The following is a 26,810-nucleotide window of genomic DNA, read 5'->3' on the forward strand; positions in this document are numbered from 1 at the left end:
GGGGGGGGGGGCCCCGGGCCCGGGGCGGGCCCCCCCCCACCCCCCCCCCACACAGCACCCGGGGGACGACCTGGGTCGCGACGACGGACGACCTGCGGGCGACGCGCGCGACGCCAGGTGCTCGCGACGCTGACGCCATGACCTCACGTGCTCGCACCGTCCTGGCCGTTGCCTCGTGCGCCGCCGCCCTGCTCGCCGGCCTGCTGCGCCTGCTGGGCGCGCCACCCGCCGGCTACTCGGCGATCTTCGCGCCGCGCGCGGTGGTGCCGGTCGCCGCCACGGTGGCGCTCGTCGCGCTGGGCCTGTGCGCGCGGCGCCCGCGCGCCGGCGTGCCCCTCGGGTGGGCGGCCGTCGTCCTGCTGTTCTGGGGGTCGGGCGGGCTGGCCCTCGAGGGCTTCCGTGCGTTCTTCGCCGTCACGGGCATCCCGGCGGGGGACTTCGCCGAGGTCGACGTGCCGGGGATGGCGGTGCGGAGCTTGTCGGCGCTCGCGGCCGTCACGACGGCTCTCGCCACCTGGGACGCCGCCCGCGCCGCCCGGCCCGCCGCCGCACCCGAGCCCCGATGGCCGCGGTACGTTGCCCTGGCGATGTGCGTCCCGTACCCGTCGCTCAAGGTCTACTGGTGGCTCGGCGGGACGGTCGGCCGCACCGGGTCAGGCACGGGGGGAGTGCCCTGGATGGAGGTCGCGCTGTTCGCCACGGGCGCCCTCGTCGTGGCGGGTCTCACGGGCCCGCGGGCGACGGGCCGCCTGCGCCCGCTGCTCCTCGCGGCGGGTTGGCTCGGGTCGACGGCCGCGCTCACGATGGGCGCGCTCATGGTGTTCGGCACCCTCGGGCAGCTGCTCGGGCTCACCGCGGGGCCGGTGGACCTGGAGGCCGGCGCCATCACCGGGCTCGTGGCCATGACGTACGGGAGCTGGCTCGCCGTCGGGGTGGCGCTGCTCGCCGCGACCCTGCAGGCGCAGGGCGCACGACGCGCGGTCCACCCCGCCCGGGCCGTCGCGGTCGGTGCCGGATGACGCGCGGGCCCGCCCGCGGCGACGTCGTCCTCGCCGCCGTCGCCGCCGTCGCGCTCCTGCCCCCCACGGCGGTGATCACGTTCCGCTCCCTGCCCGCGGGGGCGGCGACGGCGCTGGTGGCGCTGGCCGCGGCGGTGCACGTCGCGGTCGCCTGGCGCCGCACGGCCCCGGTCGCGTCGCACCTGCTGGTGCTCGCGGCGCTTGCCGGGATGCTCGTGCTGACGGGGCTGTTCCTGCTGCTGCCGTCGGCCCTGCTGGTGTGGCTGTCGGTGGCGTCCTGTGCGGCGTGGTCGGCGCGGCCGTGGCTGCCCGCCGCGACGGGCGTCGTCGGGGTGGCGGCGGCCGTGCTGCGGTACGCCGGCGACCCCGCGGTCCGCGGCTCCGGCTTCGGACCCGCGCCGTGGCTGCTGGGCCTGCTGCTGCTCGCGCTGCTCGCAGCGTCGTGGACCGCGGGCCTGCTGCGGCGCGCACAGGACGCCGCCCGTCGCGCCGCCGAGGAGCGGCACGCCGCGGCCCTCGCGGAGCGGGACGCACGCGCCGGCCGCGCGGCCCTCGCCGAGCGGGCGCGCATCGCCCGCGAGATGCACGACGTCGTCGCACACTCCCTGGCGGTGGTGGTCGCGCAGGCGCGGCTCGGACAGGCGGCGCCGGACCGCGCCCAGGAGGCGCTCGAGGCCGTCGAGGAGGCGGGGCGGTCGGCGTCCGGAGAGCTGCGGGGGCTGCTGCACGTGCTGCGCACGGGGGCGGGCGACGCCACGTCCGAGGGCGCGGTGCCCGACGATTCTGCGACCCGGCCTTCGCCCGGGCTGGACGACCTGCCCGACCTCGTGGCGCGGATGCGCGCGGCGGGCCACGAGGTCGACCTCGACGTCGCCGGGGAGCCGCGGCCTCTGGGCCCTGCTGCACAGCTCGCGGTCTACCGCGCCGTGCAGGAGGCGCTCACCAACACCGCCCGGCACGCCGGCCCCGGCGCCGCGTCTCGGGTGGCGCTGACCTGGCACGACGCGGGCTTGGAGGTCGTGGTGGCAGACGACGGCGGCGCGCCGGGCACGGCGCCCGGCGGTGCTGCCGCCGCCGGCGCGGGGACGGAGGGGACGGGGATGGGCCTGCACGGCATGCGCGAGCGCGTCGAGGCGGTCGGCGGCCGGGTCGAGGTGCGGCGCGACGCGGGCTGGTCGGTCGTGGCGACGGTCCCGGCCGGCGAAGGCACGGAGGACGGGTCGTGATCCGGGTGATCGTCGCCGACGACCAGGACCTCGTGCGCGCGGGGGCCGTGGCCGTGCTGGACGCGGCGCCGGACCTGGAGGTCGTGGCGGAGGCGGCCGACGGGGCCGCCGCGGTCGAGGCCCAGCGCCGGCACCGTGCGGACGTCGTGCTCATGGACGTGCGCATGCCCGTGCTGGACGGCATCGAGGCCACCCGGCGGCTGGTCGCCGGCGCCGCCGACGGGTCGCTGCCGCCGTGCCAGGTCGTCGTCCTCACGACCTTCGACCTCGACGAGTACGTCTACGCCGCGCTGCGCGCCGGGGCGAGCGGGTTCCTGCTCAAGGACGCCCCCACGCCCGACCTGCTCGCCGCCGTGCGCGCGGCCCACCGCGGCGACGCCGTCGTGGCGCCGTCCGCCACCCGCCGTCTCCTGGCCCACGTGGTGCCGCGGCTCCCCGACGTCGCCGCCCGCGACGCGGCGGCCGCCGCGCTGTCGGAGCGGGAGCGTGAGGTCGTGCGCCTGCTCGCCGAGGGGCTGTCCAACGCGGAGGTCGGAGCGCGGATCTTCGTGTCCGAGGCGACCGTCAAGACCTACGTCGGGCGGATCCTCGCCAAGCTCGACCTGCGCGACCGCGTCCAGGTGGTCGTCTGGGCGTTCCGGCACGGCCTCGTCGAACCCTGACCTCGGGATCGACCTCTTCTCCTTCCGCTCCAGGGGCATCGCCGCTACCGTTCAGGCAACCTTCAGAGAGCGGAGCGCACGTGAGCGGGATGCGTGGCCGGGCCGGGTCGGTCCTCATGACGGTGCTGGCGGCGTTCGGCCTGGTCGTGGCGGGCCTGGTGCCGCCCGCGACGGCGGCCCCCGGCGACAGCACCACCACCGTCACCGTCGGCGGCACGCAGTGGTGGCGAGGGCAACGGGTACCGCTCGACGTGACGGTGACCCAGGACGGCCTCCCCGTGGACGGCGCCCCCGTGGCGGTGTTCGTCGACGGGAAGTTCCAGTTCCCGATGTCTCGGCTCGTCCGCGGCTCGGGCGAGATGATCTTCGCGTCAGGGGCCGTGACGCCCGGCCGTCACGTCGTCGAGGTGCGGCACATGGACTACGCCGCTCCGGACTACGGCGAGCCGGGCTCGTGCAGCTGCTTCTCGTCGGCCTCCGTCGAGCTCGAAGTGCTCGACCCCGGGACGATGTTGACGCCGAGCAGCTGGTACTACGGCGACCGCACGACCCTCCACGTCACGCTCCCCGGGCCCGCCGACGCCTGGACCGGCACTCTCGGGGAGATCGGTAGCCCGCAGAGCGCGCCGATCGTGGACGGGGCGGCCGACGTCCCGCTCGGCGGGAAGGAGGTGCAGCCCGGCTCGATGCTCTGGCTCGAGCAGAAGTCCGACACCGGCGCCGTGCTCTCGAGGTGGGCGCTCCCGGTCGAGGTCCGTACCAGGACCACGGCCCTCGAGGCGACCCTCCCGGCCACGGTCCGCCAGGGGGCGGTGGTGACGGTCCCGGTCCGCGTGACCTCGCCCGACGGCGCGACGCCCCGGGGCACGGTGGGGGTGGAGTACACCCGCAGCGGCACCCCCGTGACCGTCGCCCGCGCGACGCTCACCGACGGCAGGGCCGCCGTCAGGCTGGCCGCGGACAGGATCCCGACGGGGACACGCACGCTGACCGTGCGTTACACGCAGAGCGACGACCTGGCGCCGTTCGGCTTCGCCGGAGCCGTGCGCTCCGGGTCGGTGACCGTCCTGCCCCGCCGGGCGACGCAGGTGACCACGTCGACGGCCGACGCCTGGACCTACGCGAGGTCCCGGAAGGTGTCGGTGCGCGTGACGGCCGCCGGCGCCGATCCCGACGGTCGGGTCGAGGTGCTGTGGCGCGGGGACAAGGTCGGGTCGGCCCGCGTGGTCGACGGCCGGGCGACCGTCTGGGTCGGTGGCAAGCAGGTGGAGCCGGGCGCCCGCCGGTACCTCACCGCGCGGTTCGTGCCGGCCGCGGCCACGGACGCCCCGTCGAGGCGGTCGTGGACCCAGCGCGTGCGCAAGGCCCCCGCGACCGTGCGCCTGACGATGGACCGGACACGGTTCCGCGCCGGCAGGCCGCTGGGGGACGTGCGGGCCACCGTGCGCGTCTCGGTCCCCGGGCTCCGCGAGGCCGGCAGGCTCTGTCTCCAGACCCGCCAGCCCGGTGATCGGTGGTCGGAGTGCTGGATCCCGGGCAGCGGGCCGCTGCGCTACTCGCACGAGGGCGTCAAGCGGATCACGGTCCCCTCCACGGCGCTCATCAGGTTCCACGGCAGCGAGCGCGGAAAGATGTACGTCCGGGTCACGTACACCCACCACAATCCGAACCGGGTGGCGGAGGGGTCGAAGCGGGTGACGACCGTCTGGTGGTGACCCGTCAGGGGCGCAGCAGCACCTTCGTCGCGCGGCGCTCGTCCATCGCGGCGTAGGCCTCGGCGGCGTCCGCCAGGGGGAGCTCGAGGTCGAAGACCTTGCCCGGCAGGATGGCGCCGGACAGGACGTCGGGCAGCAGCGTCTCCATGTAGCGGCGCGCCGATGCCATGCCGCCGCCGATGGTGACGTTGCGGTCGAACAGGCGCCGCACGCTGAGCTCGGGGCCGCCGTTCGGCACGCCGACGAAGCCGACCCGCCCGCCGCCGCGCACGACGTCGAGCGCCGTGTCCATGGACTGCTTGGTGCCGACGCACTCGAGCGCCGCGTCGGCCAGGTCGCCGTCGAGCAGGTCGCGCACGGCGGCCAGGCCCTCCTCGCCGCGCTCGGCGACGACGTCGGTGGCCCCGAAGTCGCGGGCCAGGGCCGCGCGGTCGTCGTGCCGGCTCATCGCGACGATCCGCTCTGCACCGAGCAGGCGCGCGCCGATGACGCCGGACAGCCCGACGGCACCGTCGCCGACCACGACGACGGTGTCGCCCGCGGAGACCCCCGCGGAGAACGCCGCGTGGTAGCCGGTGGACATGACGTCGGCGAGGGTGAGCAGGTGGGGCACGAGGCCCGCGGCCTCGAGCTCGGCCTCCGGCCGGCCCACGGGGAACAGGGAGTGCTGCGCGAGCGGGATGCGCACCCGCTCGCCCTGCGCGCCGTCGACCGGATTGCCCCAGCGGTCCGTGGAGCCGAAGCCGGTGACGACGTCGCAGGCGGCGGGGTATCCGGCGCGGCACGACTGGCACTCGCCGCAGCTCATGGTGAACGGCAGGATCACGAAGTCGCCGACCTGCGCCGACGTCACGTCGGCGCCGAGCTCCTCGACGACTCCCACCAGCTCGTGCCCGATGGGGCGCGGCCGCTTCACGGTCGTGACGCCGCGGTAGGGCCACAGGTCGGAGCCGCACACGCAGGCGGCGACGACGCGGACCACCGCGTCGCCGGGGGTCAGGACGGTCGGGTCGGGACGGTCCTCGACGCGGACGTCGCGGGGCCCGTGGATGACGGCTGCACGCATGCGCCCACGGTAGACCGCGCGCGAGGTTCGGACCGCGCAGGGACAGGCCGCGCAGGGACGGCGACGGCGCCGCCCCCTGGCGGGGTGCGGCGCCGTCGTCGAGGGCGCTCGAGTCAGCGCTGGTGGTCAGCGCTGGACGTCAGTGCTTGTCGTAGTACCCGGTGTCCTTGGCGCGCTGGAAGGAGCGCTCGATCTCGGCCTCGGCGTCGGTGCGGCCCACCCAGTGGGCGCCCTCGACGGACTTGCCCGGCTCGAGGTCCTTGTAGACCTCGAAGAAGTGCTGGATCTCCAGGCGGTGGAAGTCGGAGACGTCGTCGATGTCCTGGCGCCACGCGGCGCGCTGGTCGCCCAGGGGCACGCAGAGCACCTTGTCGTCGCCGCCCGCCTCGTCGCGCATGCGGAACATGCCGAGGGCGCGGCAGCGGATCAGGCAGCCGGGGAACGTGGGCTCCTCCAGGAGGACGAGCGCGTCCAGCGGGTCGCCGTCCTCGCCGAGGGTGCCCTCGATGAACCCGTAGTCGTCCGGGTAGCGGGTCGAGGTGAAGAGCATGCGGTCGAGGCGGATGCGACCGGTCTCGTGGTCCACCTCGTACTTGTTGCGCTGGCCCTTCGGGATCTCGATCGTGACGTCGAACTCCACTGTTCCTCCATGCTCGGACATGCTCGGGACATGTTCTGGTGCGGGCCATGCTCGGTGCGGACGCCCTGTCAAAGTGTGCCATGCGCGGTCGCCCGCGCCCGGTCCGGTGCGGCGGCCCCGATCGGCGGACGGACGTGGGAAGATACGCACGGAGCGCGCCACGGGATCCGGGCTGTGACGATGCTCACGGACATCTCACCGGTGCAGGAGGGCGCATGGGGTGGCGGGCCAGCGTCGGCGCCACCGTCACGACCGTGGTCGTGCTCTTCGGCGGATACCTCGTGGCGGACGCCTACGACGTCGTGCCCGGCCTGCTCACCACGTCCCCGCCGCCCGCCCCCGCGGCCCCGTTCCCGTCGGCCCCCGGCGCCGTCGAGGGGCCCGAGCCGGAGCGCTCGCTCCCCGACCTGCCCGACGACGCCGCCGAGCCCACGCAGGCGGCCGTCGGCAAGCTCGTGACCGGGCTCCGCAAGGACGACCGCCTGGGCAAGCGGGTCGGGGTGATCGTCACGGACGCCGCGACCGGCACGACGCTCGGCGCGAACGCCCCCGACCGCCCGATGGTGCCGGCCTCCACCCAGAAGCTGTTCACGGCGGTCGCCGCGATGGCGGGCCCCGGCGGGGACGCCACCCTGCCCACCACCGTCGTGCTCGACGGCGAGAGCCACCTCGTCCTCGTGGGCGGCGGGGACATGATGCTCGCCGCCGGTGCGGGCGACCCGGACGAGGTGAACGGCCGCGCCGGCCTCGGCGACCTGGCGACCCAGGTGGCGGCGGAGGTGAGGCTCAGCGGCAAGGACGTGACCCTCAGCCTCGACGACACGCTGTTCTCCGGCCCCGCGGTGCCCGCCAAGGTGCCCGCCGAGGACGTCACCCTCGGGTACACGGCCCCGGTCGCGGCGCTCGCGGTGAACGTCGCCCGGACCACCGACGAGGAGTACGCCCCGCGGGAGAAGGACCCCGCGATGGCGGCAGCGAAGACCTTCGCGAAGGCGCTGGAGAAGCGCGGCGTCACCGTGCGGGGCGGCGTGGACCGCGACAGCGCGCCGGCGTCCGCGCGGGAGGTCGGGCGCGTCGAGTCGGCGCCGCTGCGCGACGTCGTCGGCGACATGCTGCGCCGGTCGGACAACACGATCACCGAGGTCGTCGGGCGGATCGTGGCGATCGACGCGGGCATGCCCGGCACGGGGACGGCCGCGATCCGGGCCGTGACCGCCGAGGTCACCGACCTCGGCGTCGACATGGACGGTGCCACCCTGCACGACCTGTCCGGCCTGGCCCGCGGCTCGAAGGTCACGCCGCGCCAGCTCGCCGACACCCTGCGGCTCGCCGTCGACCCGGACCACCCCGCGCTGCGCGACGTCGCCGACGGGCTCGCCGTCGCCGGCCTCAGCGGCACGCTGCACGACCGCTACCCGAAGCCGAACCCCGGGCGCGGCTACGTCACCGGCAAGACCGGCAGCCTGCCGAACGTCACCGGCCTCGCGGGCACCGTCGTGACCACCGACGACCGGATGCTGCTGTTCGTCACCCTCGCCGACAAGGTGCCCGACGGCGGCACCTACGGCGCGCGGGTGATCTTCGACGACTTCGCCGGCGACCTCGCGGACTGCGGCTGCCGGTAGCCGCCCAGGATCTGGTTACCGTGGTCCCGTGACCACGCCCGCCCCCGCCGCCGAGCCCCTGCTGGACTGGACGGCGGCGGCGCAGATCGCGGCCCGCGTCGCCCGGCCGGGCGCCGTCGCGCCGCGCGACGAGCTCGACACGCTCGTGGCCGGTCTGCGCACCGCGGCGGGGACCGCCGTCGGGCACGTGCTGGAGGTCACCGGCATGACGCCCGCCGCCCCGCTGCCCGCCGACGGGTCCCTCGGCGACGTCCTCGTCGTGGACCGCGCCGGCTGGACGCGCGCCAACGCGCAGTCGATGCGCGCGATGACCGACCCCGTGATGGCGGCCGTCGCGGCCGACGTCCCGTCCACCTCGGCCGCCGCCCGGCTGGCCGGCGCGGCCGAGGTCGGGGGCCTGCTCGCGCTGCTGTCGGGGCGGGTGCTCGGCCAGTTCGACCCGTACGGGGCGGGGCGCGGCCGGCTGCTGCTCGTCGCGCCGAACGTGCTGCAGGTGGAACGGTCGCTGGGCCTGCGCCCCCGCGACTTCCGGCTGTGGGTGTGCCTGCACGAGCAGACGCACGCCCTCCAGTTCGCAGCCGCGCCCTGGCTCGCCGACCACCTCGTGGGGCGGGTGGGCGACCTCATGAGCGGCGTCACCCGCAGCTCCGTCGCGATGGCGCGCGCCCCGCTGCGGGAGAAGGTCGCCGTCGTCGGCCGCACCGTGCTGCGCGCCGTGCGCGGCGAGCTCGTCACCCCGCTCGACGGCGTCCTCGGCCCCGAGCAGCGCGCCGAGCTGGAGGAGATCACCGCCGTGATGGCCCTGCTGGAGGGGCACGCCGACGTGATGATGGACGCCGTCGGGCCGCGCGTCGTGCGGACGGTGCGCACCATCCGCGCGCGCTTCGAGAAGCGGCGCGACGGCGAGGGCGCGCCCGCGCTCGACGTCGTCCTGCGCCGGGTGCTCGGCATGGACGCCAAGCTCGCCCAGTACCGGGACGGCGCCGCGTTCGTGCGCGCCGTGGAGGAGCGGGTGGGCCGCGACGGGCTCAACGCCGTCTGGTCCGAGCCCTCGCACCTGCCGTCCGCCCGCGAGATCGCCGACCCGCGCGCCTGGGTGCGGCGCGTGCACGGCTGAGGCCGGGGCGGACGACGGGGATGGCCCGCGTCGACCCGGCGCTCGCGGCGGCCCGCGCCGCCGTCCGTGCCCAGCTGCAGGACCTCGCGCTCGGCCCGGGCGACCTGGTGCTCGTCGCGTGCTCCGGCGGGGCGGACAGCCTCGCGCTCGCGGCGGCGACCGCACACGAGGCGCGGCGGGTGGGGCGCTCCGTGCGCGCGCCGGGGTTCGCGGTGCGGGCGGGGGCGGTGGTCGTGGACCACGGCATGCAGGCCGGGTCCGACGCCGTCGCGGCGACGGCCGCCGCCCGCTGCCGCGACCTCGGCCTCGACCCCGTGCTGGTGCGCCGCGTGCGGGTCGACGACGCCCCCGGCGCCGGCGGGCCGGAGGGCGCCGCCCGCGCCGCCCGGTACGCCGCGCTGGACGCCGCGGCCGACGAGACGGGCGCGGTCGCCGTCCTGCTCGGCCACACCCAGGACGACCAGGCCGAGTCCGTGCTCCTGGGCCTCGCGCGGGGGAGCGGGGCGCGGTCGCTGGCGGGCATGCCGCGCCGCCGGGGTCGCTACGCGCGGCCGTTCCTCGGGCTGCGGCGTGCGCAGACCGAGGCGGCGTGTGCCGCCGCCGGCCTGGACTACTGGACCGACCCGACCAACCTGCTCCCCGACGCCCGGGCCTCGATCGACGGAGAGCACGACGGCGCGGTGCCGGCCCGCACGCGGGTGCGTGGCGCCGTCGTCCCGGCGCTCCAGGACGCGCTCGGGCCGGGCGTGGTGCCCGCGCTCGCCCGCACAGCCGACCAGCTGCGCGACGACGCGGACGCCCTCGACGCCCTGGCCGCCGACCTGCTCGCCGCCGCCACGGTGCCGGACGACGGGCCGGGCGGGCTCGGGCTCGACCTCGAGGTGCTGGTGGCCGCACCGGCCGCGCTGCGGCGGCGGGCGCTGCGGTCGGCCGCGCTCGCCGTCGGCTGCCCGCCGGGGGCGACGACGGCGCGGCACGTGGACGCCCTCGACGCCCTCGTCGTCTCGTGGCGTGGGCAGGGAACCGTCCACCTGCCGGGCGACGCTCGCGCGCTCCGCGCGTGTGGCAGGCTCTACCTGCACCCCGCCGCCGACGCACCCGCACGCCGTGCCCGGCCCGGTCGGCGCACCTCCCAGCCAACCCGTTCCCTCGAGGAGTGACCGTGGACCAGTCGGACGTCTCAGGCGACCTCGCCAACATCTTGCTCACCGAGGAGCAGATCGGCACCAAGCTCGACGAGATCGCCGCGCAGATCGACGCCGACTACGCGGGCAAGGACCTGCTCCTGGTGGGCGTGCTCAAGGGCGCGGTCATGGTGATGGCGGATCTCGCCCGCCGCCTGCACCACCCGGTGCACATGGACTGGATGGCGGTGTCCTCCTACGGCTCGGGCACCAAGTCCTCCGGCGTGGTGCGCATCCTCAAGGACCTCGACGCCGACCTCACCGGTCGCAACGTGCTCATCGTCGAGGACGTCATCGACTCGGGCCTCACGCTCTCCTGGCTCGTCGCGAACCTGCGCTCCCGCGGGCCGGAGTCGGTGGAGATCGCGGCGATGCTCCGCAAGCCCGACGCCGCGAAGGTCGACGTCGACGTGCGCTACGTCGGCTTCGACATCCCCAACGAGTTCGTCGTGGGCTACGGCCTCGACTACGCCGAGAAGTACCGCAACCTGCCGTTCGTCGGCACGCTCGCGCCGCACGTCTACAGCTGACGACCCGCTGGACCACGCCGTCGCGCCCTGGGCGAACACCCACGGTTCGTCCACGATCGGCGTGTAGCGTCGTGAACCACACGTTGCCCGACGGAAGGGAAGCGGGGCACCGACCCCGTCGCCGATGAACATCAAGAAGATCCTGAGCGGCCCGATCATCTGGATCGTGGTCGGCCTCGTGCTCGTCTCGCTGGCCTTCAGCGCGTTCAGCACCGACCGGGTGTCCCGGATCGAGACCTCTCAGGGGCTCGAGCTGCTCGCCGGCGACACGGTGGACCACGCCCTCATCGTCGACGGGGAGCAACGCGTCGAGCTGGAGCTGAGCTCGAAGTACGTGACCGACCAGGGCACCAAGGAAGAGCAGGACCACGGCACCAAGGTCGAGTTCTTCTACGTCCAGCCGCAGGGCGACGAGGTGGCCACCGCGGTCAAGTCCGCGGACCTGAAGGACGGCTTCGACTCGCAGGTGCCGCAGCCGAGCTTCTGGAGCTCGATGCTGGGCTTCCTCATCCCGTTCCTGATCATCGGCGTGGTCTTCTGGTTCATCCTGTCGCGGATGCAGGGCGGCGGGCGCAACGGCGTCATGGGCTTCGGCAAGTCCAAGGCCAAGCTGATCAGCAAGGACATGCCGCAGGTGACGTTCGCCGACGTCGCGGGCGTGGACGAGGCGGTCGAGGAGCTCCAGGAGATCAAGGAGTTCCTCGAGGACCCGGCCAAGTTCCAGGCCGTGGGCGCCAAGATCCCCAAGGGCGTGCTGCTGTACGGCCCGCCCGGAACCGGCAAGACCCTGCTCGCGCGCGCCGTCGCCGGCGAGGCCGGGGTGCCGTTCTACTCGATCTCCGGCTCGGACTTCGTCGAGATGTTCGTCGGCGTCGGCGCGTCCCGCGTGCGCGACCTGTTCGAGCAGGCCAAGAACAACTCGCCGGCGATCATCTTCGTCGACGAGATCGACGCCGTCGGCCGCCACCGTGGCGCCGGCATGGGCGGCGGGCACGACGAGCGCGAGCAGACGCTGAACCAGATGCTCGTCGAGATGGACGGCTTCGACGTCAAGACGAACGTCATCCTCATCGCGGCCACGAACCGCCCCGACATCCTCGACCCGGCGCTGCTGCGCCCGGGCCGGTTCGACCGCCAGGTCGCCGTCGAGGCCCCGGACCTCAAGGGCCGCGAGCACATCCTCAAGGTGCACGCGCAGGGCAAGCCGATGGTCGAGTCGATCGACCTCGCCGTCGTCGCGCGCCGCACCCCCGGCTTCACGGGCGCGGACCTGGCCAACGTGCTCAACGAGGCCGCGCTGCTCACGGCGCGCAGCGGCGCCCAGCTGATCGACGACCGCGCCCTGGACGAGGCGATCGACCGCGTCATCGCGGGCCCGCAGAAGCGCACCCGCGTGATGCAGGTCAAGGAGCAGAAGATCACCGCGTACCACGAGGGCGGGCACGCCCTGGTCGCGGCGGCGATGCGGTACACGGACCCCGTCACGAAGGTGACGATCCTGCCGCGCGGCCGGGCCCTCGGCTACACGATGGTCATGCCGATGGAGGACAAGTACTCCACCACGCGCAACGAGCTGCTCGACCAGCTCGCCTACGCGATGGGCGGCCGCGTGGCCGAGGAGATCGTCTTCCACGACCCGACGACCGGCGCCAGCAACGACATCGAGAAGGCCACGTCGACGGCCCGCAAGATGGTCACCGAGTACGGCATGAGCGAGAAGGTCGGCGCGATCAAGCTCGGCAGCGGCTCGGGCGAGCCGTTCCTGGGCCGCGACATGGGCCACCAGCGGGACTACTCGGAGGCCGTCGCCGGCACCGTGGACCACGAGGTGCGCAAGCTCGTCGAGGCCGCGCACGACGAGGCGTGGGAGGTGCTCACCCAGTACCGCGACGTGCTCGACGAGCTGGTGCTGCGCCTGCTCGAGAAGGAGACGCTGAACCAGGCCGAGCTGGCGGAGATCTTCGCGCCCGTGGTCAAGCGCGAGCCGCGCGACGTGTGGCTGTCCAGCGAGCAGCGCACGGTGCACACCCGTGGCCCGATCATGACCGAGGGCGAGCGCGCCGCGTCCAACGGCAACGGTCAGGCCGTCGTGCCGCAGGACGAGGCCGCCATCGTGGGTAACGAGAGCGACGTGCAGGAGGCCGGGCCCGGCCTCGGCAGCGACACCGAGCCGCCGGCGGCGGGGGAGAACCGGTGACCGACCCGGTGACGGACCTGGGCATGCGCGCGGCCGCGGACGTGCCGGTGTACGACTCCGCACGGGCCGAGGCCGCCGTCCGCGAGCTGCTGCTCGCGGTGGGCGAGGACCCGGACCGCGAGGGGCTGCGCGAGACGCCCGCCCGCGTGGCGCGCGCCTACCAGGAGATCTTCGCGGGGCTGCGGCAGGAGCCCGAGGACGTGCTGACCACCACCTTCGACCTCGGTCACGAGGAGATGGTGCTGGTGCGCGACATCGAGGTCTACTCGACGTGCGAGCACCACCTGGTGCCGTTCCACGGCGTCGCGCACGTGGGCTACATCCCCAGCACGGACGGCCGGATCACCGGGCTGTCCAAGCTGGCGCGGCTCGTCGAGGTGTACGCCCGCCGCCCGCAGGTCCAGGAGCGGCTGACGACGCAGGTCGCGGACGCGCTGGTGCGCATCCTCGAGCCGCGCGGCGTCCTCGTCGTCGTGGAGTGCGAGCACCTGTGCATGTCGATGCGCGGGGTGCGCAAGCCCGGCTCCCGCACGGTCACGTCGGCGGTGCGCGGCATCATGCAGAACCCGGCGACGCGCGCCGAGGCCATGAGCCTCATCACGGGACGGTGACCCGGGCATGACCGCGCACCCGCGCGACGCTCTCGTCGCGGGGCTCCCGGAGCTGTCCGGGGTGGGCCGGTGCCTGGTCATGGGTGTCGTGAACATCACGCCCGACTCGTTCTCTGACGGCGGCGAGTGGTTCGAGCCGGACGCCGGAGTGCAGCACGGCCTCGACCTGCTGGCCGAGGGGGCGGAGATCCTCGACGTCGGCGGCGAGTCGACGCGGCCGGGCTCGGCCCGGGTCGACGAGGACGAGGAGCTGCGTCGTGTGATCCCGGTGATCGAGCGGCTCGCGGCCCACGGCGCCGTCGTGTCGGTCGACACGACGCGGTCCGGGGTCGCGGAGCGCGCGGTCGCCGCCGGGGCACGGCTCGTCAACGACGTCTCGGGCGGCCTCGCGGACCCGCGGATGGGCCACGTCGTGGCCGACACGGGCGTCGCGTACGTCGCGATGCACTGGCGCGGGCACGCGGACGTCATGGACAGCCTCGAGGTGTACGACGACGTCGTCGCCGAGGTCCGCGACGAGCTCGGCCAGCGCATGGACGCCCTGCTCGCCGTGGGCGTCGACGCCGAGCAGGTGGTCCTCGACCCGGGCCTCGGGTTCTCCAAGGCCGGCGCCCTGAACTGGCCGATCCTGTCCCACCTGGACGCGCTGCACTCTCTCGGCCGTCCGGTCCTGGTGGGGGCCTCCCGCAAGAGGTTCCTGGGGCACCTGCTCGAGGGCACGCGCGGCCTGCCGGACGACCGGCCCGCGCCGCCGCTCGAGCGCGACCACGCCACCGCAGCCGTCTCCGCGCTGTCCGCCGCCGCGGGCGCGTGGGCCGTCCGGGTGCACGCCGCCCGGGCCAGCGCGGACGCCGTCCGGGTCGCGGACGCCTGGACGACGGCCACCCTCGACATGGAAGATGCCGGGATGATCGCACCGGCACACCGCACCGAAGCCGTGGGCGGGCCCCGTACCGCCGCCGATGAGGAGGGCCTCTCGTGACCTTCGCCGCAGCCGTTCCGGGACCGGACGGGCAGCCGCTCGACCAGATCCGCCTCGCCGGAGTGACGGCGACCGGGCACCACGGCGTCCTCGCGCACGAGCGCGCCGAGGGGCAGGTGTTCAGCGCCGACGTCGTGCTGCACCTGGACACCCGCGCCGCCGCGTCGTCCGACGACCTCGCGAACACCGTGAGCTACGCGGACGTCGCGCAGGACGTGCACAACGTGCTCGCCGGGTCCCCGGCCGACCTCGTGGAGACCGTCGCCGAGCGGATCGCCGCCGTCGTCCTCGCGAGCCCGGCCGTGCAGGCCGTCGACGTGCGCGTGCACAAGCCGCAGGCGCCCATCCCCGTGCCGTTCGACGACGTCGCGATCGTGGTCCGCCGCGACCGGTCGCGCCCGCCCGTGGTCGACGTCGCCCCGGTGGCCGAGCCGGCCGAGGCCGCCGCCCCCGTCGCGCCGGTCGTGCCTGCCGAGGTGCACGCGCCGATCCCTCCGGCCCCCGTGGCCGCGGCCGTGCCGGTCGGGCCCGTCGAGCCCGAGGTCGCCCCCGCGCCCGCCGGCGACCCGCTGGACGCCACCCCGGCCGAGCCCGTGGAGGCCGTGCTGGCCCTCGGCGCCAACCTCGGCGACGCGCAGGTCACCCTCCGCCAGGCGGTGACGGACGTCGACCGGCTCCCCGGCGTGCAGGTCATGGAGGTCTCGCCGCTGGCGCGCACCGCCGCCGTCGGCGGCCCGGAGCAGCCCGACTACCTCAACGCCGTGCTCGTGGTGCGCACCACGCTCTCGCCGCGGGACCTGCTGCGCAGCACCCAGCAGGTCGAGGCGCAGCACGGCCGCGTCCGCGAGGAGCGCTGGGGGCCGCGCACGCTCGACGTCGACATCGTCCAGTACGGGTCGCTCGTGGCGAGCGGGCCCGACCTCGAGCTGCCGCACCCGCGCGCCCAGGAGCGCGCGTTCGTGCTCGTGCCGTGGGCCGAGGTCGCGCCCGAGGCGCTGCTCGGCGGACCGGGCGGCGGCCCCGTCGGCCAGCTCGCGGTGACCGCCCCCGACCGCGCCGGCATCCGCTGGCTCGCGCTCGACTGGCTGACCGGGCCCACGCAGAGCACCGGCCAGGTCTCCGCGGGCTCCGACCCGGCGCCCTCGTCGCCCGTGCCGCAGTCCCAGCCCGAGCCGCAGGAGCACTCCTCGGAGGCCTACCCGGCGCAGGGGTACCCGGCCGCGCCGCACGGCGCCGAGCCGTCGGCCGCGGAGCCTGAGGGCCAGTCGCACGACCAGCCCTATGCCCAGCCGTTCACGCCCCCGGTCGCCGAGCCGAAGCAGCAGGCCGACCCGCGTCGCGATGCCCACGATTCCGGCGCGTACGGGTCCGACGCCCACGGCGCCGACGCGTTCGGCGACCCGGCCCAGCCGCTCACGCCGCGGCCGTTCGCCGCCGTCCCGCCGGTCGCGCACGACGCCGGCCCGCACGCTCCGGTGCCCTCCGCCCCTGCGTCATCGAACCCTGTGTCGTCCGCCCCAGCACCCCAGGCTCCTGCGTCGCCGGCCCCCGCGCCCTCCGCACCCGCGGCGCCGAGCCCGGCCGCCCCGTCGAACCCGCCCGCCGGGTCGTCGTTCGCGCCGCCCGTGGCGTCGGCACCGGAGCCGTACGCACCCGAGCCGTACTCGCCCGAGCAATACTCGCCCGAGCCGTATGCACCCGAGCCGTACGCACCCGAGCCGTCGGCCCCGGTCGCGTACGTGCCGGAGCAGCTCGCACCGGACCGCACCACCCCGCAGCCCGCGGCCCCCGGCCCGGTGCGGCACGAACCCGTGCCGCCGGCACCCGCGCCGGCCCCGCAGGCCGCCGTGAACCCGCCCGCGCTGCCGGACCCGTTCGCGCCGCTGCCGGACGCGCACCCCGGCCAGGCCCTCCCGCAGGAGCGGTACGGGGAGGACGACCGCTGAGATGCGCCGCACCTCCGTCCGCCTGCTCGCGGCCGTCTTCGCCGTCGTGGCGGTGGGCGGCGCGGGGCTGCTGCGGCTGCTCGAGTCGCGCGGCGTCTACCTGCCCACGGTCGCGTGGGTGGAGGACGTCGCGATGCTCGCGCTCGCCGGCGGCATCTTCTGGGCCGGCTGGGCCGTGCGCGCGTACCAGAAGGGCGACCGGCCCGGCCTCGACCCCCTGCGCGCGGCGCGCACCTTCGTCCTGGCCAAGGCCGGGGCGCTGACGGGCGCGCTGCTCGCGGGACGGTACGTCGCGAGCGTGCTCGTGGTGCTCGGCCAGCTCCAGGTCGAGGCGCGGCGCGACCAGGCGATCGCCTCCGCGATCGCCGCGGGCTGCGCGCTGGTGCTCTGCGTGGTCGGGCTCGTCGTCGAGAAGTTCTGCCAGCTGCCGCCGTCGGACGACGCCGAGGGTGACACGGAGGAGCACGCCGACCCGCTGCCGTCCTGACGGCGCGCGGACTCGCCGTCGGACGACCGCCTCCGACTTCCGTCGGACCCGCGGCGGCGCGGACCGGGACCGACGGACGATGTGGCCCGGGGTGCCCGGATGGAAGGATGGAGCCATGACGAGCATCCCCGCGGGCGCGGACCACCCGGCCGCGCGCCAGACCGGTCCCTTCGACCCGCCGGACGTCGCGTGGCAGCGCGTGTCGCCGAGGCTCGTCCCGGCGCGGCTCATCTCGGCGTCGGTGACCCTGGCCGTGCCGATCGTCGCGGGCGTGGTGCTCGCCGTCCTGGTCTCGCCGTGGTTCTGGCTGCTCGCCGGGGTGCCGGCCGCGCTGCTGCTGTGGGCGGTGCTCCTCGTGCCGCGCCAGGTCCGCGCGATCGGGTACGCCGAGCGCGCCGACGACCTGCTGATCCGCAAGGGCATCATGTTCCGCTCGCTCGTCGTCGTGCCCTACGGCCGCATGCAGTACGTGGACGTGGAGGCCGGCCCGCTGGATCGGAAGCTGGGGATCGCGAAGGTCCAGCTGCACACGGCGTCGGCGGGCACGGACGCGGACATCCCGGGCCTGGTGCCCGACGAGGCCGAGCGGCTGCGCGACCGGCTGACCGCGCGGGGCGAGGCGAGGCTGGCGGGCCTGTGAGCACCCCGACTCCTGGCGCGACCCCGGCCCCCGGCGCGACGCCGGGCCCGGCCACACCGGGCGCCCCTGACCTGGGCGCCTCCGTCCCGGGCGTCTCCGACCCGGGCGCGCCGTCCGCGCGCCGGGACCTGTCCTGGCGCCGCGTGCACCCGGTGACGCCGTTCGTGCGCGGCTGGGCGGCCGTGGTCGCCATCCTCGTCATCGCCGGTCAGCAGGTGCTCGACGACGTGGCCCGGGCGGTCGAGGCGGCGGGCGAGATCCGCGGCCTGTGGTGGATGGTGCTCCTCGGGCTCGTCGTCGTGGTCGGGATCGTGTTCGGCTACGCCGCGCTCGCGTGGCGCATGACGGCGTACGCGGTGGACGACGACGCGGTGCACCTGCGCAAGGGCATCCTGTTCCGGCAGCAGCGGCACGCGCGGCTGGACCGGCTGCAGGCGATCGACGTGCGCCAGCCGTTGCTGGCGCGCCTGTTCGGCCTGGCCGAGCTGCGGCTCGAGGTGGCGGGCGGCTCGGACTCGGGCGTGGCGATCGGCTTCCTCAAGGAGGCGGACGCGCAGCACCTGCGCGCGGACCTGCTCGCCCGCGCCGCGGGGGTCAAGGCCGCGCACCGCGCCGAGTCGTCGGCCGCCCCGGCGGGTCCCGCGCCGGAGGGCGACGCCGCGACCGGCGACGACGCCCTGGTGCAGCCCGCCGGGACGGTGGCGCCGGCGGCCGGCCCGGAGCCCGCGGACGACGTCGCCCCCGAGGCGCCCGAGCGCCAGGTGTACGAGGTGCCGCCCACGCGGCTGCTGCTGTCGCTGCTGCGGATGCCGGGCCTGTGGATCGCGGTGCTCCTGCTGGTCGGTATCGGCGTGGCGGTGTTCGTCACCCGCGAGGTCAGCATCCTGTTCTCCGCGCTGCCCGCCATCCTGGGCGTCGGCGGGTACATCTTCCAGCGCTTCGCGGGGGAGTTCGGCTTCCGTGCGGCGCTGTCGCCCGACGGCATCCGCCTGCGCCACGGGCTGCTGGAGACGCGCGCGCAGACCATCCCGCCGGGCCGCGTGCAGGCGGTGTCGCTCACGCAGGGCCCGCTGTGGCGCGGGCCGGACTGGTGGCGCGTCAAGGTCAACGTGGCCGGCTACGGCGGCGGCGAGGGCCAGCAGGGGGAGCAGCAGCACGTGCTCCTGCCCGTCGGCCCGCGCGAGGAGGCGCTCACCGCCCTGTGGCTGGTGCTGCCCGACCTCCAGGTGGCCGACCCGGACGACACGCTCGCCCTGCTCGACGAGGCCCTCACCGGCGACGCCCGCACGGACCGCTGGTTCGTCACCAGCCCGCGGCGGGCCCGGCTGCTCGACCCGTGGAGCTGGCGCCGCAACGGGTACGCCGTGACGGGCCGTGCGCTGCTGGCCCGCGGCGGCCGGTTCGTGCGCCGCCTCGAGGTGGTGCCGCACGAGCGCACCCAGTCCCTCGGGCTCGAGCAGGGCCCGTGGCAGCGTCGGCGGGGTCTCGCGTCGTTCGCGCTGCACTCCACGCCGGGACCGATCAGCCCGGTCGTCTACCACCTGGACGAGGACGAGGCCGCCCGCCTGCTCGACGAGCAGTCCGTGCGCGCCCGGGAGGCCCGCGCCCACGCGGGGCCCGAGCGTTGGATGGAGGGCCCGCGGTGAGCGCCACCGACGACGCGGGAACCGACCGGCCGACCCCGCCGTCAGCGCGGCCGGGCCGCCTCGGGGTGGGCGTCGTGGGCGCCGGCCGCGTCGGCGCCGTGCTGGGCAGCGCCCTGCGCGCGGCGGGGCACACCGTCGTGGGGGCGAGCGGCGTCAGCGAGGAGTCGCGTGAGCGGATCGCGACGCTGCTGCCGGGCGTCCCGCACCTGGAGGTGCCCGACGTCGTGGAGCGCGCCGAGATGGTGCTGCTCGCGGTGCCCGACGACGCGCTCGCGGACGTCGTCGGCGGGCTCGCGGCGCTCGGCGCGTGGCAGCCCGGTCAGCTCGTCGTGCACACGTCGGGCCGGTACGGCGCGGCCGTGCTCGACCCGGCCCGGCGGGCGGGCGCGATCCCGGTGGCGCTGCACCCGGCGATGACGTTCACCGGCACGTCGCTCGACCTGCACCGCCTGGAGGGCTGCACGTTCGCCGTCACGGCGCCGGCGGCGGTCCAGCCGATCGGCCAGGCGCTCGTCGTCGAGGTCGGCGGGGAGCCCGTGATCGTCGCGGAGGAGGCGCGCGGGCTGTACCACGCGGCCCTCGCGCACGGCGCGAACCACCTGGTCGTCCTCGTCGCGCAGGCGGCGCAGGCGCTGGAGGCCGCGGGCGTCCAGCAGCCCGGCCGCGCCCTCGCGCCCCTGCTCTCGGCCGCCCTCGACGGCGCGACCCGCGCCGCGGACGCGCGCGACGGCGAGGGGCCGGGCGCGATCTCCGCCCTCACCGGGCCGGTGTCGCGGGGCGACGTCGGCACCGTGCGCACGCACCTCGACGTGCTGCGGGACCTGGCGGCGCGGACCGGCGCCACCGACGTGCCGGCGTCGTACACCGAGCTGGCCCGCGGCGCCACGAGCCGCGCGCTCGCCGCCCACCGCATCGGGGACCGCGCGGCCCGCGAGCTGCTCGACGCGCTCGCGCCCGATGCGCCGCCCCACCCCGACGACCCGCACCGCGTCGACCCACCAGTCGACCCACCACAGGAGCCACGATGAGCGACCAGACCCCCACCACCGCGGCGCCCGCCGTCGTGCGCACCCGGCCGGAGCTGCACGACGCGCTCACCGCGTGGACGCTGTCGGGGCCGGAGCCCACGGACCGTCGCGCCGTCGTCATGACGATGGGGGCGCTGCACGACGGCCACCTGCAGCTCGTGCGCCGGGCGCGCGAGGCGGCCGGGCCGACCGGGCAGGTGGTGGTGACGATCTTCGTCAACCCGCTGCAGTTCGGGGCCGGGGAGGACCTGGACCGCTACCCCCGCGACCTGGACGGCGACGTCGCGAAGCTGGCGAGCGTGGGCGCCGACCTGGTGTTCGCGCCCACGCCGGACGTCGTCTACCCCGACGGGGACCCGGTCGTGCGCGTCTCGGCGGGGCACGTCGGCGAGGTGCTGGAGGGCGAGTCGCGCCCCGGACACCTGGACGGCGTCCTCACGGTGGTGCTCAAGCTCATGCACCTGGTGCGCCCGGACGTCGCCCTGTTCGGGGAGAAGGACGCGCAGCAGCTGCTGGCCGTGCGCCGCATGGTGCGCGACCTGGACGTCGACGTCGAGGTGCTCGGCGTGCCGATCGTGCGCGACCCCGACGGCCTCGCGATGTCCTCGCGCAACGCCTACCTGTCCGACGACGAGCGGGCCGCCGCCCTCACGCTGTCGCGCGCGCTGCGGGCCGGCGCCGGCGCGGCCGCCGAGGGCCCGGAGGCCGTCCGCGCGGCGGCGTCGGGAATCCTGGAGGCGGGCGCCGGTGTTGAACCCGATTACCTGGCACTCGTCGACCCGACTACCGTGGACCCGGTGCCCGCGGACTTCCGCGGCTCCGCCCTCCTCCTCGTGGCGGCGCGTGTCGGCGCCACCCGACTGATCGACAACCAGGCCGTGGACCTCGCCGGCGGCCCCGCCACCGGCGCGAGCCCACAGGAGAACACCAGTGACTGAGCACGCGAACCGCCCCGCCTCCCTGCAGCGGCCGATGATGATCGGCAAGATCCATCGCGCCACCGTGACGCAGGCGGACCTGCACTACGTCGGCTCCATCACCATCGACGCCGACCTGCTCGACGCCGCGGACCTGTACCCCGGCCAGCAGGTCGACGTGGTCGACGTCACCAACGGCGCCCGCCTCACGACCTACGTCATCCCGGGCGAGCGCGGCGGCCACCAGGTGAGCATCAACGGCGCGGCCGCGCACCTCGTGCACCCGGGGGACACCGTCATCGTCATCGCCTACGGGACGATGTCGGACGCCGACGCGCGGACCTACTCCCCGGCGGTCGTCTTCGTCGACCCGGAGAACCGGGTCGTGGAGCTCGACGACGACCCGGGCCAGGTGCCGGACGGCTTCGGCCTGGAGTCCAGCGGCGTCCCCTTCGCGGCCGTCCGGTGACGCCTGCGGTGACCCGTCCGTGAACGGGCCGCGGCTCGCCCGCGCGCTCGTCGCCCCGGCCCCCGGCTGGACCACCACGGCCGACGCGATCGTCGTCGGCACCGGCATCGCCGGCCTGACGGCGGCGCTGGAGCTGCGCACCCGCGTGCCGCGCGTGCTGCTGGTCACCAAGGGCGCGCTGTCCTCCGGTTCCACGGTGTGGGCGCAGGGCGGCGTGGCGGCGGCCCTGCACCCCGACGACACCCCCGACGCGCACCTCACGGACACGCTCGCCGCCGGCGGCGGCCTGAGCGACCCCGAGGCCGTGCGCGTCCTCGTCACCGACGGGCCGGACCGCGTGCGCGAGCTCGTGGCGCGCGGCACGTCGTTCGACGTGGGTCCCGACGGCGAGATCGCCCTCACCCGGGAGGGCGGCCACCGCGCCGACCGCATCGTGCACGCGGGCGGCGACGCCACCGGCGCCGAGATCTCGCGCGCCCTGGTGGCGCAGATCGAGGCCGTGCGCGACGACCCCGGCATCGAGGTGCTGGAGAACGCCCTGGTGCTCGACGTGCTCACCGGCGCCCCCGGCCCCGACGGCCGCCGTCCGGCCGCGGGCGTCACCCTGCACGTGCGCGGGGCGGGCAGCCGCGACGGGGTGGGCGCCGCGCTGGCGCCGGTGGTCGTGCTGGCCACGGGCGGCATCGGCCAGGTCTTCCGCTCGTCGACCAACCCGCCCGCCGCCACGGGCGACGGCATCGCCGCCGCGTTGCGTGCCGGCGCCTCCGTGGGCGACCTCGAGTTCGTGCAGTTCCACCCCACCGTGCTGTGGCAGGGGCTCGGCGCCAAGGGCCAGCAGCCGCTCATCAGCGAGGCCGTCCGCGGCGAGGGCGCGCTGCTGCTCGACGTCGACGGCTACCGCTTCATGCCCCGCGAGCACGAGCTGGCCGAGCTGGCGCCGCGGGACGTCGTCGCGCACGCCATCGTGCGGCGCATGGCCGCCACGAGCGCGGACCACGTGCTGCTGGACGCCCGGCACCTGGGCGCGGGCTTCCTGCGACGCCGCTTCCCGACCATCACCGCACGGCTGCTCGCGCAGGGCATCGACTGGACCGAGGAGCCCGTCCCGGTCGCGCCCGCGCAGCACTACCACTCGGGCGGCGTCGTGACCGACGTGCGCGGCCGCACCTCCGTCCCCGGCCTGTACGCCGTCGGGGAGGTCGCGTGCACGGGCGTGCACGGCGCCAACCGGCTCGCGTCCAACTCGCTGCTCGAGGGGCTGGTCTTCGCGCACGCCGCGGCCCGCGACGTCGCGCAGCGTGTGTCCGACGGCGAGCTCCGGTCCGCCCCGGACCCCGAGGAGCGCCCCGGCGGGTCCGCCCTCGTGGCCGCCGCCGCCCGCTCGCGCGTGCAGCGCGTCACCTCCGAGGGGGCGGGCCCGGTGCGCTCCGCCGACTCGCTCGAGCGCGCCGCCGGCCTCCTCGCCGCGGTCCGCACCGACGCGCACCGCGCGGACGACGTCGTCGCCGACCCCCAGGTCGCCGAGTGGGAGACCACCACCGTGCACCAGGTGGCCAGCGCCCTCGTGCACGCCGCGTGGGTGCGCGCCGAGTCCCGGGGCGGGCACTTCCGCACCGACTTCCCCGCGCCGGACCCCGCCTGGCAGCGGCGCATCACCCTCGCCCTCGACGACGACGGCGCCCTCCGCGAGGTAGTCCCGATCGCCGCGAGGTAGTGCGCATCCTGCCGAGGTAGTCCAGATCTCCGCGAGGTAGTGGACCAGACCACTACCTCGGCAGATCTGGAACTACCTCGGCAGGGCTCGAACTACCTCGGCAGGGTTCGAACTACCTCGGCGGGACGGGTGCCCGACGGCGGGCGGGTAGCGTTGCGACGCGTGACCGACCTGCGCCCCGGCCAGACCCGTGCCGACCAGACCCGTGCCGACCAGACCCGCACGGACCTGCCCGTGCACGACCGACCGTCCGCCGTCGAGCCCGGTCTGGACGCCGGGTGGGTGACCCGCGTCGTCGAGACGGCGCTGGACGAGGACCTCGGCGCGGCGCCGGGCCGCGACGTCACGACGCAGGCCACGGTGCCGGCGTCGGCCACGGGGACGGCGGATCTCGTCGCCCGGCAGGCGGGCACCGTGGCGGGGCTTGTCGTCGTGGCCGAGGTGCTGTCGCAGGTCGCGGGCCGCCTCGGGCTGCCGGCGCCCACGGTGACGTTCCACGCGCAGGACGGCGACGCCGTCGCGGCCGGCCAGATGCTCGCGGCGCTCGAGGGCCCGGTGCAGGTGCTGCTGGTCGCGGAGCGGACGCTGCTCAACCTGGCCTCGCGCGCGTCGGGCGTCGCGACGGCGACCGCGGCGTGGTCGCGCGAGCTCGCCGGCACGGGCGCGCAGGTGCTCGACACCCGCAAGACGACCCCCGGCCTGCGCGCGCTGGAGAAGTACGCGGTCCGCGCGGGCGGCGGCACCAACAAGCGGATGGGCCTGTACGACGTCGCGATGGTCAAGGACAACCACGTCGTGGCCGCCGGGTCCGTGCGCGGCGCGATCGACGCGGTCCGGGGCGCGTTCCCCGACGTGCTGGTGCAGGTCGAGGCGGACACCACCGCCCAGGCGCTGGAGGCGCTGGACGCCGGCGCGGACTTCCTGCTGCTCGACAACATGCCCACGCCCGTGCTCACCGACACCGTGGCCGCGGTCCGCGCGCGGCAGGGGCGCGACGGCGTCCCTGCGCACGTGGAGCTCGAGGCCACCGGCAACCTCACCCTCGACCGCGCGCGCGAGGTGGCAGGGGCCGGCGTCGACTACCTGTCCGTCGGCGGGCTCACGCACTCGGCGCCGATCCTCGACCTCGCCCTCGACCTCCGCCCCTGATCCCGGCACCCGGTGATCGCTCGTAGAATCTCTGGGTGACCTCCCCGCAGAACCCCGCCTCCGCCGTGCCCGCCGTCGACCCCGCCGCGGCCACGGACGACCTCCCGGAGCAGATGCGCGTGCGCCGGGAGAAGCGCGACCGGCTGCTGGAGCAGGGCGTGGAGCCGTACCCCGTCGCGCTGCCGGTGACGCACTCGATCGCCGCGGTGCGCGAGGGCTACGGGCACCTCGAGGCGGGCCAGGAGACGGAGGACGTCGTCGGCGTCGCCGGCCGCGTCGTCTTCCTGCGCAACACGGGCAAGCTGTGCTTCGTCACGCTCCAGGACGGCGAGGGGCGGCGCCTGCAGGCGATGCTCAGCCTCAAGGAGGTCGGCGAGGAGGCGCTCGCGTCCTTCAAGTCCGACGTGGACCTGGGCGACCACCTGTTCGTGCACGGCCGCGTCGGCTCGTCGCGCCGCGGCGAGCTCAGCGTGTTCGCCGACTCGTGGCAGATGGCGGCGAAGGCCCTGCGCCCGCTGCCGGTGCTGCACAAGGACCTGTCGGAGGAGGCCCGCGTCCGCCAGCGGTACGTCGACCTCATCGCGCGCCCCGCGGCCCGCGAGATGGTCCGTACCCGCGCGGGCGTCGTGCGTTCGCTGCGCGACAACCTGCACGGCCGGGGCTTCCTCGAGGTCGAGACCCCGATGCTGCAGACCATCGCCTCGGGCGCGTCGGCGCGGCCGTTCATGACGCACATGAACGCCTATGACATCGACCTCTTCCTGCGGATCGCCCCCGAGCTCTTCCTCAAGCGCGCGGTCGTCGGCGGTGTCGAGAAGGTCTTCGAGATCAATCGCAATTTCCGTAACGAGGGCGCGGACTCCACGCACTCGCCGGAGTTCGCGATGATCGAGGCCTACGAGGCGTACGGCGACTACAACTCCATCGGTGCTCTGACGCAGGATCTCGTGCAGACGGCGGCCCGCGAAGTTCTCGGCACCACGGTCGTGACGCTTCCCGACGGCGAGGAGTACGACCTCGGTGGCGAATGGGCGCAGATCACGATGTACGGCTCGCTCTCGGATGCGATCGGCGAGGAGATCACGCCGGAGACCACGGTCGAGCACCTCACGGAGCTGGCCGAGAAGGCGGAGATCTCGATCGACCCCAAGAAGGTCAACCACGGCAAGCTCGTCGAGGAGCTGTGGGAGCACCACGTGGGCGACGGCCTCTACGCGCCGACGTTCGTGCGGGACTTCCCGGTCGAGACGTCGCCGCTGGTGCGCGCGCACCGCACCGTGCCCGGCGTCGTCGAGAAGTGGGACCTGTACGTGCGCGGCTTCGAGCTGGGCACGGGCTACTCCGAGCTGGTCGACCCGGTCATCCAGCGGCAGCGCTTCGAGGACCAGGCGCGCCTCGCCGCGGCGGGCGACGACGAGGCGATGGCCCTCGACGACGACTTCCTCAGCGCGATGGAGCACGCGATGCCGCCGTCGGGCGGCATGGGGATGGGCGTCGACCGACTCCTCATGGCGCTCACCGGCCTGGGCGTGCGCGAGACCATCCTTTTCCCGCTCGTCAAGCCGACGGCCTAACGAAAGACATCCCATGGACACTTTTCTCGCGATCATGAGCGGACTCGCCCCGTCCGTCGGCGTGGGCCTGCTCTTCTGGCTCGCGATGCGCAAGATCCTGCACGCGGACCGGAACGAGCGTCTCGCTCTCGAGAGGATGGACGCGGAAGAGGCCGCCGCCGCTGCCGCGGCTGCGACCGCCGAGCAGGAATCCCGCTGAATTCTTCTCGATATTGCGGGCCGCACGCGTTTCGCGTTGACTTTTCGGTGACGAAGAAGGCATTCTCAACGATGTCATCTCTTCATGACCGGAAGGCATTCACGTGGTTCAGAAGCAGCAGATCGTCCTGATCGACGATATCGACGGGAGCGACGCGGACGAGACCGTGACGTTCGCCCTCGACGGCGTCTCCTACGAGATCGACCTCACGTCCGCGCACGCGTCGGAGCTCCGCGACGCGTTCGCGACCTGGATCGGGCACGGCCGCAAGACTTCCGCACGGCTCGGGGGCGGCACGCGTGCCGCCGCCCGCCGCACCGGCACCGACCGCGCGCAGCTCGCCAAGATCCGCGAGTGGGCCCGCGAGAACGGCCACGAGGTCAGCGACCGCGGCCGCATCTCCGCCACGGTGATGGCCGCCTACGAGGCCGCGCACTGACCCTGTCGCACCATCTGCGCACCGCACG

At 75.4% G+C, this 26,810-nt stretch carries 25 protein-coding genes; 23 read left to right on the forward strand and 2 right to left on the reverse strand.

The annotated features are described in order from the left end of the window. Nucleotides 1-137 precede the first annotated feature (137 nt). The 4 genes from ACFWDO_RS13335 to ACFWDO_RS13350 all read left to right on the forward strand — a co-directional run bounded on the left by ACFWDO_RS13335 (nucleotide 138) and on the right by ACFWDO_RS13350 (nucleotide 4,622). On the forward strand, nucleotides 138-1,019 hold the full coding sequence (locus ACFWDO_RS13335; protein WP_380326346.1) for a hypothetical protein: 882 nt from the start codon (nucleotides 138-140) through the stop codon (nucleotides 1,017-1,019). Further along, nucleotides 1,016-2,245, forward strand: a complete 1,230-nt coding sequence (locus ACFWDO_RS13340) for a sensor histidine kinase (protein ID WP_380326349.1) — start codon at nucleotides 1,016-1,018, stop codon at nucleotides 2,243-2,245. The genes ACFWDO_RS13335 and ACFWDO_RS13340 overlap by 4 nt, the downstream gene beginning before the upstream one ends. Then, complete coding sequence (locus ACFWDO_RS13345) at nucleotides 2,242-2,907, forward strand: response regulator (RefSeq protein ID WP_380326352.1); 666 nt, start codon at nucleotides 2,242-2,244, stop codon at nucleotides 2,905-2,907. The genes ACFWDO_RS13340 and ACFWDO_RS13345 overlap by 4 nt, the downstream gene beginning before the upstream one ends. Nucleotides 2,908-2,987: 80 nt before the next feature. Beyond that, nucleotides 2,988-4,622, forward strand: a complete 1,635-nt coding sequence (locus ACFWDO_RS13350) for a hypothetical protein (protein ID WP_380326355.1) — start codon at nucleotides 2,988-2,990, stop codon at nucleotides 4,620-4,622. Between the two features lie 4 nt (nucleotides 4,623-4,626). Here the strand turns inward: ACFWDO_RS13350 and ACFWDO_RS13355 are convergent, their stop codons facing one another. After that, complete coding sequence (locus tag ACFWDO_RS13355; RefSeq protein ID WP_380326358.1) at nucleotides 4,627-5,688, reverse strand: zinc-binding dehydrogenase; 1,062 nt, start codon at nucleotides 5,686-5,688, stop codon at nucleotides 4,627-4,629. Nucleotides 5,689-5,827: 139 nt separating this feature from the next. Continuing rightward, a complete protein-coding gene (locus ACFWDO_RS13360) occupies nucleotides 5,828-6,328 on the reverse strand; it encodes an inorganic diphosphatase (protein WP_380318487.1) in 501 nt (166 codons plus the stop codon). A gap of 215 nt (nucleotides 6,329-6,543) precedes the next feature. On the opposite strand from ACFWDO_RS13360, the gene dacB reads away from it, so the two are divergent. From dacB to ACFWDO_RS13455, 19 genes are all read left to right on the forward strand, one after another. Continuing rightward, nucleotides 6,544-7,953, forward strand: a complete 1,410-nt coding sequence (gene dacB, locus ACFWDO_RS13365) for a D-alanyl-D-alanine carboxypeptidase/D-alanyl-D-alanine-endopeptidase (protein WP_380318484.1) — start codon at nucleotides 6,544-6,546, stop codon at nucleotides 7,951-7,953. Nucleotides 7,954-7,981: 28 nt separating this feature from the next. Then, the gene (locus ACFWDO_RS13370; protein WP_380318481.1) at nucleotides 7,982-9,070 is read left to right on the forward strand and encodes a zinc-dependent metalloprotease; all 1,089 of its coding nucleotides are present in this window, start codon (nucleotides 7,982-7,984) and stop codon (nucleotides 9,068-9,070) included. Between the two features lie 20 nt (nucleotides 9,071-9,090). After that, nucleotides 9,091-10,230 (forward strand): tRNA lysidine(34) synthetase TilS, encoded by a 1,140-nt coding sequence (gene tilS, locus ACFWDO_RS13375; protein WP_380318478.1) that lies wholly within the window; start codon nucleotides 9,091-9,093, stop codon nucleotides 10,228-10,230. 2 nt (nucleotides 10,231-10,232) lie between these two features. Further along, nucleotides 10,233-10,784, forward strand: a complete 552-nt coding sequence (gene hpt / locus ACFWDO_RS13380; protein WP_380318475.1) for a hypoxanthine phosphoribosyltransferase — start codon at nucleotides 10,233-10,235, stop codon at nucleotides 10,782-10,784. 124 nt (nucleotides 10,785-10,908) lie between these two features. Beyond that, complete coding sequence (gene ftsH / locus ACFWDO_RS13385) at nucleotides 10,909-12,981, forward strand: ATP-dependent zinc metalloprotease FtsH (RefSeq protein WP_380318472.1); 2,073 nt, start codon at nucleotides 10,909-10,911, stop codon at nucleotides 12,979-12,981. A 23-nt stretch (nucleotides 12,982-13,004) separates the two neighbouring features. Beyond that, nucleotides 13,005-13,592, forward strand: a complete 588-nt coding sequence (gene folE, locus ACFWDO_RS13390; RefSeq protein WP_380318496.1) for a GTP cyclohydrolase I FolE — start codon at nucleotides 13,005-13,007, stop codon at nucleotides 13,590-13,592. Between the two features lie 7 nt (nucleotides 13,593-13,599). After that, entirely contained in the window at nucleotides 13,600-14,574 is a 975-nt protein-coding gene (gene folP, locus ACFWDO_RS13395) for a dihydropteroate synthase (protein ID WP_380318469.1), read from the forward strand. Next, complete coding sequence (folK, locus tag ACFWDO_RS13400; RefSeq protein ID WP_380318466.1) at nucleotides 14,571-16,520, forward strand: 2-amino-4-hydroxy-6-hydroxymethyldihydropteridine diphosphokinase; 1,950 nt, start codon at nucleotides 14,571-14,573, stop codon at nucleotides 16,518-16,520. Before folP ends, folK begins: the two co-directional genes overlap by 4 nt. A 1-nt stretch (nucleotide 16,521) precedes the next feature. Next, nucleotides 16,522-17,007 carry a DUF3180 domain-containing protein gene (locus ACFWDO_RS13405; protein WP_380318464.1) on the forward strand — a complete coding sequence of 162 codons (486 nt, stop codon included), beginning with the start codon at nucleotides 16,522-16,524 and terminating at the stop codon, nucleotides 17,005-17,007. A gap of 115 nt (nucleotides 17,008-17,122) precedes the next feature. Then, nucleotides 17,123-17,647, forward strand: coding sequence for a PH domain-containing protein (locus ACFWDO_RS13410; RefSeq protein WP_380318461.1), 525 nt, complete (start codon nucleotides 17,123-17,125; stop codon nucleotides 17,645-17,647). Then, on the forward strand, nucleotides 17,644-19,293 hold the full coding sequence (locus tag ACFWDO_RS13415) for a PH domain-containing protein (protein ID WP_380318459.1): 1,650 nt from the start codon (nucleotides 17,644-17,646) through the stop codon (nucleotides 19,291-19,293). Before ACFWDO_RS13410 ends, ACFWDO_RS13415 begins: the two co-directional genes overlap by 4 nt. Continuing rightward, complete coding sequence (locus tag ACFWDO_RS13420; RefSeq protein ID WP_380318457.1) at nucleotides 19,290-20,321, forward strand: Rossmann-like and DUF2520 domain-containing protein; 1,032 nt, start codon at nucleotides 19,290-19,292, stop codon at nucleotides 20,319-20,321. The genes ACFWDO_RS13415 and ACFWDO_RS13420 overlap by 4 nt, the downstream gene beginning before the upstream one ends. Beyond that, nucleotides 20,318-21,259, forward strand: coding sequence for a pantoate--beta-alanine ligase (panC, locus tag ACFWDO_RS13425; RefSeq protein ID WP_380318455.1), 942 nt, complete (start codon nucleotides 20,318-20,320; stop codon nucleotides 21,257-21,259). Before ACFWDO_RS13420 ends, panC begins: the two co-directional genes overlap by 4 nt. A 34-nt stretch (nucleotides 21,260-21,293) precedes the next feature. Further along, nucleotides 21,294-21,707 carry an aspartate 1-decarboxylase gene (gene panD, locus ACFWDO_RS13430; RefSeq protein ID WP_380318493.1) on the forward strand — a complete coding sequence of 138 codons (414 nt, stop codon included), beginning with the start codon at nucleotides 21,294-21,296 and terminating at the stop codon, nucleotides 21,705-21,707. A gap of 19 nt (nucleotides 21,708-21,726) precedes the next feature. Then, nucleotides 21,727-23,421 (forward strand): L-aspartate oxidase, encoded by a 1,695-nt coding sequence (locus ACFWDO_RS13435; RefSeq protein WP_380318452.1) that lies wholly within the window; start codon nucleotides 21,727-21,729, stop codon nucleotides 23,419-23,421. Nucleotides 23,422-23,649: 228 nt separating this feature from the next. Continuing rightward, on the forward strand, nucleotides 23,650-24,570 hold the full coding sequence (gene nadC, locus ACFWDO_RS13440; RefSeq protein ID WP_380318490.1) for a carboxylating nicotinate-nucleotide diphosphorylase: 921 nt from the start codon (nucleotides 23,650-23,652) through the stop codon (nucleotides 24,568-24,570). Between the two features lie 35 nt (nucleotides 24,571-24,605). Beyond that, on the forward strand, nucleotides 24,606-26,144 hold the full coding sequence (gene lysS / locus ACFWDO_RS13445) for a lysine--tRNA ligase (protein WP_380318449.1): 1,539 nt from the start codon (nucleotides 24,606-24,608) through the stop codon (nucleotides 26,142-26,144). A 13-nt stretch (nucleotides 26,145-26,157) separates the two neighbouring features. Continuing rightward, on the forward strand, nucleotides 26,158-26,343 hold the full coding sequence (locus tag ACFWDO_RS13450) for a hypothetical protein (protein WP_380318446.1): 186 nt from the start codon (nucleotides 26,158-26,160) through the stop codon (nucleotides 26,341-26,343). Nucleotides 26,344-26,446: 103 nt separating this feature from the next. Next, nucleotides 26,447-26,782: an Lsr2 family protein gene (locus ACFWDO_RS13455; RefSeq protein ID WP_380318443.1), complete on the forward strand. Its 336-nt coding sequence runs from the start codon at nucleotides 26,447-26,449 to the stop codon at nucleotides 26,780-26,782. The last annotated feature ends 28 nt before the right edge of the window (nucleotides 26,783-26,810 follow it).

It is taken from the genome of Isoptericola sp. NPDC060185 (assembly GCF_042728595.1).
Classification (GTDB): domain Bacteria; phylum Actinomycetota; class Actinomycetes; order Actinomycetales; family Cellulomonadaceae; genus Isoptericola.